The sequence below is a fragment of the Aliidiomarina maris genome (assembly GCF_003987335.1).
Classification (GTDB): Bacteria; Pseudomonadota; Gammaproteobacteria; order Enterobacterales; family Alteromonadaceae; genus Aliidiomarina; species Aliidiomarina maris.
Genome location: NZ_PIPK01000003.1, coordinates 140,264 through 153,921 on the forward strand (window position 1 = coordinate 140,264; position 13,658 = coordinate 153,921).

The window sequence follows — 13,658 nt, forward strand, 5'->3', positions numbered from 1 at the left end:
GAATTGGACGTTAGTCGTAGGTGAGTCTAAGGTCGTAAGTAATTGGCTTAACGGCGATTCGCGCGCTGCACGTGTTGCAATAATGCTTTTAACTGCGCGGGTTTAACCGGTTTTGCCACAAACTGCAGGCCCAGCTTGCGCGCTTGCTTTTTCACCTCTGCTTCGCGCACTGCTGTGACCAGTGCACCTTGCAACGGCGCCTGCCATAACTGTTGGAGTTGCGCCGCTAAGGTTAAGCCGTCACTGCCATGGCCGAGTTGATAATCAAGTAACACCCCATCAGGTTTGGGATGCGCTTGAGCGTACTCCAGTGCTTCACTGGCACGGGTGAAGCAACTGCAGGTTGAGCCCCATTTTTCCAGCAAAGCCCGCAGTGCATTTAAGTTCTCGGGGTCATCGTCGACACATAAAAAGTGCATGGTCTGAGTTTGGGTACGACTCACTTGTTGCGGTTTTTGGCGCACCACATGCACGGCCTCGCCCATTGGCACTCGCACCGAGAAACAACTTCCTTTACCAAGGCTTGAGCGAATACTGATCGGGCTATTTAACTGGGTCGCCATCCGCTGCGCCACCGACAAACCTAAGCCAACCCCGCTGGTTGAGCCTTTGTGATAACGAATAAAGGCTTCAAATATACGCTCATGTTGCTGCTCAGGGATACCAGGGCCGGTGTCCCACACGCTAATTTCCACCAGGCGACCATGCAGCCGCACGCCTAACACTACGCGTCCGTGTTCGGTGTACTTAATTGCATTGGATAAAAAGTTCTGCACAATGCGACGTAAATAGGTCGGATCGGTATGCACCACCACGCCACTGCGAATATACGCCCTAAAATCCAGCTTTCGCTGCTGCGCCAGCACTGCATATTCTTGTACCAAGGGGGTGAGCACTTGGGCGAGATCAACGTGTTTTAGCTTGGGCTGCAACGCGCCCTGTTCCATCTTGGCTATCGACAACAAGGTTGACAGCAAATGTTCGGTCGAATCCAACGCATTATCGACCTTGCCAAGCAATTGGTTGTTCTTGGCATCGAGCTGTTCGTGGTCTATCGCCTCAATGTACAAGCGCGCTGCATTCAGTGGCTGCAAAATATCGTGGCTGGCTAAGGCTAAGAACCTGGTTTTACTCGCATTCGCGGCCTCAGCCTCAGCCTTTGCCCGCTTCAGCTCTTCTTCGGTATCCCGCCGCCGTTCAATCTCTTCAGTCAGTTCGCGGTTAACCTCGCGCACCTGACGCGCACGGCTTTCAATCCGTGCTTCGAGGTCGATATTCGCGTCTTCCAGCGCTTGCTGGGTTTCAATATGTTCAGTCACGTCGGTGAAACTGGTAACAAACCCGCCGTTGGGCAAGGGGTTACCAACCATTTCAATCACCCGGCCGTCACTACGCCGACGAATAAAGCGGTGGGCCGAGCCTTGTTGCATATAGCGCAGGCGCTTATCGACTAAATCTTCGACTTCGCCAGGGCCACACTCGCCGCGTTCGGCGTTGTAGCGGATCAAATCCGCAATTGGGCGGCCTGGCTGCACCATGCCATCCGGGTACTCAAATAAATCTAAATAACGCTTGTTCCACACCACTAAGCGCAGGTCAGCGTCCACCACCGAAATACCTTGGGCGAGGTTTTCCAGCGAGCTAAACATAATAGATTGTTGATTTTGCAACGCTTGGGTCGTGTCATCAAAGAAGTGCACCACCTCTTCCAAGTTAAGCTGGCGGTCGTCCAGCGCCGCGCTCACCAGTGAACGCGCAGTCGAGGCACCCAGCACGCCGGAAATAGCTCGTTCGGTATATTCAATAAAGTGCGCATCGGCGACGGCATTGAGCTGTAAGTCATAGCGGGCGCCATAGTCCGCCACTAATTGCTCGGTGCGCTCACGGCCAAGAAAGGTTTGCATCAACATTTTCAGATCGCGCCCACGGGCCTGGTGCGCACGTTTGGTTTCTGCAGGCAATTGCGTGTCGCGTGGGCGGGTATAAGCCATCGCCTGAATGCGGTCAATCAAGCTCGGTACGGCCAGCAAACTAAACACCACATACGTCGCGAGGTTAGCGAGGAAACTATACAGCGCGCCATAAGTGATCACCGCTTCTGTGTCTTCCACGCTCAAAGCTTGGCCGCTCACCAGCGGCAGTATCACGGTGAGGCCGAGCACCACGAAGCCTGCTGCAAGCCCCATATACACGCCTTGGGCGTGCCCACGGCGCCAATATAGCCCGCCTAGCACCGCTGGCACTAACTGAAATACCACCGAGAACGCGAGTAAGCCCATACTCACTAAGTTCAGCTGTTCCAGCCAAAAGTGGTAACACACCCAGCCAAGCAACAAAATACTGGTGATCGCAATCCGGCGCACCAGCAACAATTTACGGTAAAAACGCCGCGCTTGAGGCATGCGCGTCACATCACGCTTGAGCACCAAGGGCATAATTACGTCATTACTGACCATGGTGCTTAAGGTTAGCGTCGCGATAACCACCATTGCAGTTGCGGCTGAAATGCCACCGACGAATACGAACAGCGCCAGCATATCCAGCCCTGCACTCATCGGTAGCAATAGCGAATAAGTGCCACCGTCGACACCGGCAGGCAGCAAAGCGTCACCCGCGATGGCTATCATCGCGATAGCGAGAGAAGTAAGCAGTAAGTAACTGGGGAACACCCAACGCGCCGTATTCAGGTGCGACAAATGGACGTTATCAATCACCGTGACATGAAACTGGCGTGGTAAACATAAGATTGCGCCTGCCGCCATGAAGAGCTGGATCATAAACACCGGCGTGAGCGCACCTTGCCAGGTCCAGCCATCATCCAGGTTGAGGCTTTGTAGTTGCGCACTAAAGCTAAGATCGCTGCTGCCACGGAGTAAGTAAAACGCGACCACGGCTGCGGTCAACAGCGCCAGCAATTTAACCGCAGACTCGAATGCTATGGCTAGCATCATACCGTTGCGATACTGGGTGACGTCGATATGGCGAGTGCCGAACATAATCGCGAACGCCGCCATTAATAATGCCACGGCTAGTTCTTTCAGCGAGTAGGCAGCGGTCGGGTCATCAGGCCCGACTAAGGCGGAAAAACTCACCCCCACAGCTTTAAGCTGCAGCGCAATGTAAGGCACAATAGATGCGGCAGCAATCAAGGTCACCACCAGCGCCATGCGATGCTGCTTGCCGTAACGCGAGGCAATAAAATCGGCAATTGAGGTAATATTTTGTTGCTTACTCACCGCCACCATTTTGCGTACCACCGGCAGGCCGAATAGGTACAACAACATCGGGCCTAACAAAATAGGCAGGAAGCTCCAGCCACTCTGGGCGGCATTATCAATCGCACCGTAGTAGGTCCAGGACGTGCAATAAATGGCGAGTGACAACGCATACACACTGGGGTGCAAGCTCCAGCGATAACCACGCGATTTGCGCCGGTCGCCCCAAACGGCGATAGCGAACAAAAGTGCAATGTAGGCAAGGCCTGTGGTTACCAGTACCCAACTCATGGCAGTCGGTTATTTCACTTCTTCTTCAGGGGGTGCCAACTGCAAACGCTCAGCCAGTAATACGGCTTGGGTGCGGCTGTATACATCCAGTTTGCGGAAAATGGCGGTCATGTGTGCCTTGACCGTGGCTTCAGTAATGCCAAGCTGGTAGGCAATTTGTTTGTTCAACAAACCTTCATGCACGTAGTACAACACACGATATTGCTGCGGCGTTAATGCAGCGACTTTATCTGCAAGTTCAATATCTTCCTGGGACAAGCTCTGAATTTGTGATCGCATGCCCTCGGGCAACCACTCGTCGCCGTCTAAAATGCTACCAATCGCAGCGGCAATTTGCTGCGACGGCATCGATTTTGGAATAAATCCGAGCGCGCCAAAGCCGATACAACGGCCAATCACCGCAGGGTCTTCGGTGCCGGAAATAATCGCAACAGGTAACAGTGGGAAGTCTTCACGAATTCGAATCAGACCATATAAATCACCCGCCCCTGGCATATGCAAGTCCAGCAACAACAAGTCAATCTCATCGTCGTTGGCCAGAACATCAAGGGTTGATTCTAAGCTGTCGGCTTCAACAATCTGAAGGTCAGTAAAATGTGTCGCGAGGGCACCTTGCAGCGCCTCGCGAAACAAAGGATGGTCATCGGCTATCAACAGTCTGGTCATAACGCTATAGTCCTTGCGCCGTCCAAACCTTTGACGGCCTTACTTATTGAGACGATTATCGATCAGTGAATCTACCACACTTGGATCAGCAAGCGTAGAGGTATCACCCAGACTCTCGAATTCGTTGGCTGCAATTTTGCGCAGAATACGACGCATAATTTTGCCTGAACGCGTTTTTGGTAAGCCTGGCGCAAATTGAATAAAGTCAGGGGTCGCTATCGGGCTTAAGTCCGTGCGCACCCATTTAATCAATTCTTTGCGTAAGTCGTCGCTGGCCTCGGTACCTTCCACCACAGTGACATACACATAAATGCCTTGGCCTTTGATGTCGTGGGGAAAGCCAACTACTGCAGCTTCAGCCACTGCTTCGTGAGCCACCAACGCGCTTTCAATTTCCGCAGTGCCTAACCGGTGGCCAGATACGTTCAACACGTCATCGACACGGCCGGTAATGGTGTAATCACCATCGGCGTCTACTTTGGCACCGTCACCAGTAAAATAATAGCCTGGGTAGGTACTAAAATAGGTCTGAATAAAGCGCTCGTGGTCGCCCCACAAGGTGCGCGACTGACCCGGCCATGAATCGGCAATTACCAGGTTACCCTCGGCAGCACCTTGTAACGCCTTACCTTCGTTATCGACCAAGCCTGGCTTGACCCCAAAGAATGGTGTCATCGCACTGCCTGGTTTCATATCTTTTACCGCTGGCAATGGCGTGATCATAATGCCGCCGGTTTCCGTTTGCCAGAAGGTATCCATAATCGGGCAGTTGCCGTTACCGATACGGTTAAAGTACCAGTCCCAAGCTTCCGGGTTAATCGGTTCACCCACTGAGCCCAGAATTCGCAAACTATCGCGCTTGGTACCACGCGCCGCCGCATCGCCTTTAGCCATTAAGGCACGAATGGCAGTTGGTGCGGTGTATAAAATTGTCACCTGATGCTTATCGACAATTTTGGCAATTCGAGTTTCGTCTGGGTAAGTTGGTACCCCTTCAAACATTAAGGTGGTGGTGCCATTCGCTAATGGACCATACACAATATAGCTATGGCCGGTAATCCAGCCCACATCAGCAGCACACCAATAAACATCGTCCTCACGCAGATCAAACACGTACTCATGGGTCATTGATGCATACACCATGTAGCCACCTGTGGTGTGTTGCACGCCCTTAGGTTTACCTGTGGAGCCAGAGGTATATAAAATGAACAGCGGGTCTTCGGCTTGCATGACCTCGGCTGGGCAGTCACTGTCACAATCGCCAAGCAGTTCATGCCACCAGACATCTAAACCTTGGTTCCAGGCTACATCAGTATCGGTGTGCTTAAATACCAGCACGTTGGTCACCGATGGGCAGGCATTGTCTGCGACTGCTTTATCAACATTCGCTTTAAGTGCTACGCCTTTACTACCACGGCGGCCTTCATTAGCAGTAATAATTACCTTGGCTTCGCAGTCATTCACGCGATCAGCAATCGCATGGGGCGAGAAGCCTGCGAAAATAACCGAATGCACCGCACCAATGCGGGCACAGGCAAGCATCGCAAACGCGGCTTCCGGCACCATCGGCATGTAAATCGCCACGCGGTCGCCTTTCTTAACACCAAGCTTTTTTAAACCATTGGCAAGTTTCGCCACCTGCTCATGCAATTCACGGAACGTGATGTGCTTTTGCTCATCCACATCGTCGCCTTCCCATACAATCGCAGTTTTATCGGCGCGCTCAGGTAAGTGGCGGTCGACGCAGTTATAACAAGCGTTCAAAGTTCCGTCACGAAACCACTCAATGGTGACGTCGTCTTTACCAAAGTGGGTGTTTTTGACCTTGGTGTATGGCGTAAACCAGCTAATCCGTTTACCATGCTCGGCCCAAAAGGCTTCTGGGTCATTAATCGACTTGGTGTACATGTCCTGGTACTTGGCAGCATCCAGTCGTGCTTCTTTTTTTAATGCAGCAGGCATTGGATATTGAGCTTGAGCCATGACTACTCCTCCTGATTCAAATGTGCCTTTAGTTGTACTAGTTAACAGGGTGTTAAACCTATTAGACCATAGTCTAGATTGAAACTCTTAGCCTGTTTGGCACAACATATAGTTTCTGTTTTTATATCCTTAAAAAAGGTCAATCATGATGACAGCACATATTAAACCCCTTAAGAAAAGTCGCGTCACCAGCGCTGTAGCCGCAGGTTTAGTGGGCCTTACAGCCCTAGCTGGCGCCAGCAGCGCCAGTGCTAACACTGAATTTACCGTTGGTAACACCGATTTTCGCTTCGGTGGTTATATCAAGCTGGACATGCTGACTAGCCGTTTTGACAACGGTACCATTGATACCGATAGTATGGGCCGTAACATGTATATTCCTGGCCTCACACCTGTTGGCGCTGGTACTTCAAACACTGTGACCGACATTCACGCCCGTGAATCACGTTTCTTCTTTGGTACGTCACACCAGCTAGCCAACGGCGAAACCATCGAGGGCTATTTTGAATTCGATTTTATCGGCACTGTTGGCGCTGACAAGCGTGTGACCAACTCTTACTCCCCGCGTATGCGCCAAGCGTATATCGATTTTCGTGGCTGGCGCTTAGGCCAGACTTGGAGTAACTTCCAGGACCTAGCCATTATTCCAGAAGCACCTGACTTTATCGGTGTTGCAGACGGCACTGTGTTTACCCGTCAAGCGCAAATTCGTTACACCTTTGATAACGGCTTCTCGGTCTCGGTTGAGCAACCAGAAACGACCGTCACCCCATACTTGGGCGGCACCCAGCGCATTACCACCGGTGACACCGCGATGCCTGATATCACCGCGCGATACACCACCCGCGTTGACAACGTTCACTTCACAGTTGCGGGTATTTACCGCCGCCTTGAAATGCGTAACTTTAACACCACCATTAACGGCGTCGATGGCACTGTCAGCGATACTGAAAACGCATTTGGTGTTAACTTAGCGATGCGTTGGGACATCGGTCCACACGATATCCGTGCCAGCGTAGTTCACGGTCAAGGCTTAGGTCGTTACGTGGGCGTTAACTTAAGTAATGGCGCCGTCATCAATGACGAATTTAACCTGGACGCGATTGACGTCACTGGTTACACCTTTGCGTACCGCCATGTTTGGAACGAAAAATGGCGCACCAACTTCATCTACTCACGTGCTGATGTTGAAAACGCATCTGAATTCACTGGTATTTTAGCAAACGACAGCACACAGCGTGCTGCAGTGAACATGATGTACCAAGTCAACGAGCGTTTAGTGGTAGGTGGTGAATTGAGCCGCGCTAACCGCGAATTGATTAGCGGTGCCGACGGTAACCTTGACCGCCTACAGTTCTCTGCGATTTACAATTTCTAAGTTGCGCTTTAGCGACCAAAGCTTGAAGGGTTTGACCTAAAAGCTTTTTTCTTTAGCCGCTGCACTTGCAGCGGCTTTTTTTATGCCTGCTACGTATGCATGGGGATACGAGTCATAGACTCGTGTCGCTATCGCCTAAACGCGTGCAACGCCGCGTTGGGCGCATTCGAACTCAACAGCGCTGGTTAGCTTTGCTATCATAGGCGTTGATAACTTCAGTACGGTGGAGGTAGTCATGAGTAACCATGCCAACTTAAAGCAAGATGAGCACTCGTTCACAGACCTGTTTGGCGATGATGTGGTGCGATTAAAAGGCGACAAAGTGGCGGAAATCCGTCAAGCGTTTGCCCCCACGTTAGCGCAAAAGGAACGCCAAAAGGCTGCCGCCGCCAGTGCGCAAGACCACCCAGCTGATGCATTGAGTGAGTTTATTAGTGATTGGATAGAACCCGACGACCCCATCGGTTGGCGCCGTAATGGCGTTCAGGACGGCGTATTTCGCAGCTTAAAGCGTGGTCAGTACACCCCAGGGGCAAGTCTGAACTTGAACCCGTGCTGGCGGTGCACAGTGCGCGCCCCGAACATGGGGGCGCAGGCGCCACTTATGTCATGATAAAGAAAAATACGGCTGCTAAGATAGCCAACAAAGAGCGTAACCGCCGGCGCTAGGCGGTCTGCTTTAGCTTATTTAATTCGATAAAAACTCACAGGACCTAACATGTTGCATAAACTTGTTGCTAAAACCCTTATCACTGGCACCAGCTTGCTCGCTGTTGCTGGTTTCACCTTCGCCACAACGTCCACGGCTTATGCCGAGACTGAGCGCGAAACCCCGCGCAACCTCATTATGGTGATTGGCGATGGCATGGGTTCACCCTACTTGCATGCGTATCGCTATTTTAAAGACAGTCGTGGCATGACAGACCGCGCCGACATCGAGCATACGATTTTTGACCGTTATTTAGTGGGCTCTGCATCCACCTATCCTGCCGACGACACCCTGGTCACGGATTCTGCCGCCAGCGCCACCACTTTGGCATCAGGCATTAAGACCTACAACGGTGCCATTGGCTTAGATCCGAACCGTGAACCTGTGAAAAGCATGATGGAATATGCCAACGAGCGTGGCATGCTCACTGCCGCCTTGGCCACGGTTCAAGTTACCCATGCCACGCCGGCGGCATTTTTCACTCAAGCTGAAAGCCGCCGGATGGAAAACCAGATCGCAGACCAATTTGCCACCCGCAACGAAGACGGTGAGTGGAAGTTTGACTTGTTAGTCGGCGGCGGACGCGATTTCTTTGTGCGCCCTGCGGACGGTGATGAACCAGCGGTCGACCATTTAGAGTATTTCCGTAACAACGGTATGCGCGTAGTAGAAAGCCTTGAAGCACTGCAAACTCAACAACGTTTGCCATTAATTGGGTTATTGGCTGACCGTAATTTGCCTTACGTCATTGACTCTGAACCACGTTTAAAGCAAATGACGGAAGAAAGCTTGCGCCTGCTTGAAAATGAAGACAAACCTTTCGTGATAATGATTGAAGCTTCGATGATTGACTGGTGTGGCCATGGTAACGACATTGGTTGCGCCATGCATGAAATGCGCGAGCTGGAAGAATTGCTTGAGTTCTTAGTACCCTACGTTGAAGAGCGCGGCGATACCGCCTTGGTGGTAACAGCAGACCATTCAACCGGCGGTTTGACCTTAGGCGCAGACGGTCATTACCAATTCCGTGTACAGGAAATTCAACGTCAAGGTCGTGCCTTGCGCACTATGGCCACCGAGCTGATGGACATGCCATGGATAGATTGGGAAGCTTACATTGAAAAGCACCTACCCTACCCACTCAGCACCGAGCAACAACAGGCCATTGCTGACGTAGCAGAGTACGAGGGCGACAACCATCGCGTCGCTATTAATGACGTGCTGCGCGATATTCTTAACTACCACACTCGCGCTGGCTGGACCACAGGCGGGCACACCGGCGAAGACGTACCTGTTATCGCAGCAGGCCCATGGGCTGACTATTTCCGCGGCGTGCAAGACCATAGCGACATCGCGAATCAGTTCATTGAATGGATTAAAGCCAACGATTAACTGTTGCCTATAACTGCCGTAAAAAAGCCTGCTATTGCAGGCTTTTTGCTAAGTGCTATTAACCGATTGTGCGGCGGGCATTACGGAATAAACGCATCCACGGGCTGTCCTCGCCCCAGGTCGCTGGGTGCCATGAATTCGCTACCGTCCGGAATACGCGTTCAGGGTGTGGCATCATCAAGGTGACGCGGCCGTCCTGGCTGCTGATACCTGTCGCACCATTGACCGACCCATTCGGGTTGGCTGGGTATTGTTCCGTCACTTTGCCGTAGTTGTCTACAAAGCGCAGTGCCACCAAACCTGCCGCGTCAAGCTTTGCGGCACCATTGGCGTCAGCGAACTCGGTACGACCCTCACCGTGCGACACGGCGATAGGCATACGTGAACCTTGCATGCCGGCAAACCACAGTGACGGTGATTCCTGCACTTCCACCATGCTCACCCGCGCTTCAAAGCGCTCAGATTTATTGGTCACGAAACGTGGCCAGCCGTCAGCGCCTGGAATTAAACTATGCAGGTTCGACAGCATTTGACAGCCGTTACACACCCCTAAAGACAGCGTGTCCTGGCGGGCAAAGAAGTCAGCAAACTGCTCACGCGCTCGCGGGTTAAATAGAATAGACTTCGCCCAGCCTTCGCCTGCACCCAGCACGTCACCGTACGAGAAGCCGCCGCAGGCAGCCAACGCTTGGAACTGTGCTAAATCGATACGTCCTGACAATATGTCGCTCATATGCACGTCAATGGCTTTAAAGCCTGCACGGTCAAACGCAGCGGCCATTTCGTAGTGCGAATTGACGCCCTGCTCACGCAATATTGCCACCTGTGGCGCGGCGCCTTTGCTGATATATGGCGCAGCGATGTCTTCTGCGACATCAAAGGTTAAATGCGCGTGTAAGCCAGGGTTGTTTGTATCGGTTTTGCTGGCCCATTCTTCGTCCACACACGCAGGGTTGTCGCGTAAGCGTTGCATCTGATCCGTGGTTTCTGCCCACATCGCACGCAAACGCGCACGGCTGTCGCTTAGCAACAACTGCTCGCCTTGGTAAATGTCAATGCTATCACCGGATGTCACTTCACCCAGCGCAACCAGCATATCGCTGATGCCATGTTCAGCACATAGCTGTTCAATGCGTGCGGCCCCTGCCTGATTCACTTGTAAAACCGCGCCGAGCTCTTCGCTAAACAAAGCCGCCATCGCGTTTGCGTTGTCAGGTAACTGAATACGCGCACCACAATGTCCGGCAAATGTCATTTCCGCAATGGTGGTAAACAAGCCGCCGTCTGAGCGGTCGTGGTAGGCCAGTAATTGCTGCTCTGCCACCAGCGCCTGCACCACGTCGAAGAACCCTTGTAAGTCCTGTGGCGCGTCTAAATCGGCACTGGTATGGCCAAGTTGACGGTACACTTGCGCCAAAGCTGAACCGCCTAAACGATTTTGCCCACGACCAAGGTCAAGTAAAAACAGTTGCTGATCCGCGCTATCGCCCGGTTGTAATTGCGGGGTGACATGCTGGCGCACATCCGTGACGCGACTAAATGCGGTAATCACCAACGACATTGGTGAAGTCACCGCTTTGTCGTCACCATTCGGCGCTTGCCACTGGGTCTTCATCGACATTGAGTCTTTACCCACTGGAATGGTTAACCCTAATGCAGGGCATAGCTCTTCACCAACGGCTTTGACCGCTGCATACAAACCCGCGTCTTCACCTGGGTGGCCTGCTGCCGCCATCCAGTTGGCTGATAACTTGATTCGTTTCAGGTCGCCAATCGCGTTCGCTGCAATATTGGTAATCGACTCTGCCACCGCCAATCGCGCCGACGCGGCAAAATCAAGCAATGCGACTGGGGTGCGCTCACCCATCGACATCGCTTCACCTGCATAGCTGTCATAGGACGCGGCAGTCACCCCACAGTTTGCCACTGGAATTTGCCACGGCCCTACCATTTGGTCGCGTGCCACCAGGCCGGTCACCGAGCGGTCGCCAATTGTGATTAAGAAAGTTTTCTCGGCGACCGTCGGTAAGCGCAGAATGCGCTCTACCGCGTCTTTAATATCAACTTGCTGGGCATCAAATGCATCACCTTGCGCTTTCAAGGTAGCCACGTCACGATGCATTTTGGGTGGCTTGCCTAACAGTACGTTCAACGGCATGTCCACTGGGTTGTTATCGAATACGTCATCGTGCAGGGTCAAATGACGTTCTTCTGTCGCATGCCCAATGACTGCAAACGGCGCGCGTTCACGCTCACACAGTTGGCTAAATATCTCGAGGCGCTCAGGCGCAATTGCGAGTACATAACGTTCCTGCGACTCGTTACACCAAATCGCCAGCGGGCTCATACCTGGTTCGTCATTTGGAATCGCGCGCAATTCAAAACGGCCGCCGCGCTCGCCATCATTCACCAGCTCCGGCATTGCGTTAGATAAGCCGCCAGCACCGACGTCATGGATAAATACAATCGGGTTGTCGTCGCCCATTTGCCAACAACGATCAATCACTTCCTGGCAGCGTCGTTCAATTTCAGGGTTATCGCGCTGTACCGAGGCAAAATCAAGCTCCGCTGACGAGGTACCTGAAGTCATCGACGAGGCCGCACCACCACCTAAACCAATATTCATCGCCGGGCCGCCAAGTACCACTAACGGCGCGCCCACTGGAATTTCATGTTTCTCTACATGGCTGTCTCGAATATTACCCAAACCACCGGCGAGCATAATTGGCTTATGGTAACCACGCAGTTCAACGCCATTATGGCTGGCGACCTGGCCTTCGTAGGTACGGAAGTAACCGACAATGTTCGGGCGGCCGAATTCATTATTAAATGCCGCACCACCCAGTGGACCCTCGAGCATAATATCCAGCGCCGTCACGATTCGATCTGGCTTGCCGAAATCTTCTTCCCAAGGCTGTTCAAACCCGGGAATACGTAAGTTAGACACGGTAAAGCCGACTAATCCAGCTTTTGGCTTAGCACCTATGCCAGTGGCACCTTCGTCACGAATTTCACCACCTGAACCCGTCGCGGCACCTGGGTACGGCGAAATTGCGGTGGGGTGATTGTGGGTTTCAACTTTCATCAAAATGTGAATGTTTTCATTCACATAACCATATTCGCCTGGGGTGAAACCAGCGCTTTGGCTATGCAAGGGCGCAGGGAAAAAACGCCCGGCTTTTGACCCTTCCATCACCGCCGCGTTGTCTTTGTAGGCTGACAATACGAAATCCGGGGTGGTTTTGAAGGTATTTTTAATCATCCCGAATAACGATTTACTTTGCTGCACACCATCAATGGTCCAGTCAGCATTGAAGATTTTGTGGCGGCAATGCTCGGAATTTGCCTGCGCAAACATATACAGTTCGATGTCGTTGGGGTTACGCCCTAAAGCGCGGAAATTATCGACTAAGTAATCAATCTCATCGTCTGCCAGTGCCAAACCTAATTGGATATTGGCACGCGCCAGCGCGTCTCGGCCTTGGGCAAGAATATCAACGGCTGTCAGCGGCTTAGGGTCAGCTTTAGCAAATAACACGGCAGCGGCCTCGATGCTGTCGAAGCTGCTTTCGGTCATGCGGTCGTGTAAGAAGCCAATCACTTGCTGCCATTGCTCAGCGTCGAAGTCACCCTCAACACGATATAAAATACCGCGTTCAACGCGCTTCACTTGGTTAAGCCCGCAATTGTGGGCAATATCGGTCGCTTTCGACGACCACGGCGAGATAGTGCCAACGCGTGGGGTGACAAACACCTCACGACCTTGCTGGGTGCTACCTTGGCGCGCTGGGCCGTAGGTTAATAGTTGCTTCAGTACGTTTTGCTGCGCGTCATCCAACGCAGGGTTCGCATGGTACAGGTGAATAAATTCTGCACTGACAGCGCGGACATCTAGGCCCGATTGCTGCATGCGTTGAATGAGTTTTTGTTGACGAAAATCGGATAAGGCAGGGGCGCCACGCAAAATTTGCACTGGTCTGGACTCCGCAGGTTGATTGAGCAAGTGTCTGGTGGCTCTCGATTA

At 52.4% G+C, this 13,658-nt stretch carries 8 protein-coding genes; 4 read left to right on the forward strand and 4 right to left on the reverse strand.

The window, feature by feature from the left end; all coding sequences use genetic code 11:
- Positions 1-47: 47 nt before the first annotated feature.
- From CWE07_RS04905 to acs, 3 genes are read right to left on the reverse strand one after another with little or no spacing between them, the layout of a single operon-like run.
- Positions 48-3,506, reverse strand: a complete 3,459-nt coding sequence (locus tag CWE07_RS04905; RefSeq protein ID WP_111568491.1) for a PAS domain-containing hybrid sensor histidine kinase/response regulator — start codon at positions 3,504-3,506, stop codon at positions 48-50.
- Positions 3,507-3,515: 9 nt separating this feature from the next.
- Positions 3,516-4,172 carry a response regulator transcription factor gene (locus CWE07_RS04910; RefSeq protein ID WP_111568490.1) on the reverse strand — a complete coding sequence of 219 codons (657 nt, stop codon included), beginning with the start codon at positions 4,170-4,172 and terminating at the stop codon, positions 3,516-3,518.
- A gap of 39 nt (positions 4,173-4,211) precedes the next feature.
- A complete protein-coding gene (acs, locus tag CWE07_RS04915; protein WP_111568489.1) occupies positions 4,212-6,155 on the reverse strand; it encodes an acetate--CoA ligase in 1,944 nt (647 codons plus the stop codon).
- A gap of 145 nt (positions 6,156-6,300) precedes the next feature.
- On the opposite strand from acs, the gene CWE07_RS04920 reads away from it, so the two are divergent.
- The 4 genes from CWE07_RS04920 to CWE07_RS04930 all read left to right on the forward strand — a co-directional run bounded on the left by CWE07_RS04920 (position 6,301) and on the right by CWE07_RS04930 (position 9,634).
- Positions 6,301-7,533 (forward strand): DcaP family trimeric outer membrane transporter, encoded by a 1,233-nt coding sequence (locus CWE07_RS04920; RefSeq protein ID WP_111568488.1) that lies wholly within the window; start codon positions 6,301-6,303, stop codon positions 7,531-7,533.
- A gap of 235 nt (positions 7,534-7,768) precedes the next feature.
- Positions 7,769-8,146 carry a Smr/MutS family endonuclease gene (locus tag CWE07_RS04925; RefSeq protein ID WP_241974066.1) on the forward strand — a complete coding sequence of 126 codons (378 nt, stop codon included), beginning with the start codon at positions 7,769-7,771 and terminating at the stop codon, positions 8,144-8,146.
- Positions 8,095-8,202, forward strand: a complete 108-nt coding sequence (locus CWE07_RS14735) for a hypothetical protein (RefSeq protein WP_476723713.1) — start codon at positions 8,095-8,097, stop codon at positions 8,200-8,202. Before CWE07_RS04925 ends, CWE07_RS14735 begins: the two co-directional genes overlap by 52 nt.
- Positions 8,203-8,251: 49 nt before the next feature.
- Positions 8,252-9,634: an alkaline phosphatase gene (locus tag CWE07_RS04930; protein WP_111568487.1), complete on the forward strand. Its 1,383-nt coding sequence runs from the start codon at positions 8,252-8,254 to the stop codon at positions 9,632-9,634.
- Between the two features lie 58 nt (positions 9,635-9,692).
- Here CWE07_RS04930 and purL read toward each other — a convergent pair whose 3' ends face one another.
- The gene (purL, locus tag CWE07_RS04935) at positions 9,693-13,607 is read right to left on the reverse strand and encodes a phosphoribosylformylglycinamidine synthase (RefSeq protein ID WP_111568486.1); all 3,915 of its coding nucleotides are present in this window, start codon (positions 13,605-13,607) and stop codon (positions 9,693-9,695) included.
- Positions 13,608-13,658: the final 51 nt, after the last annotated feature.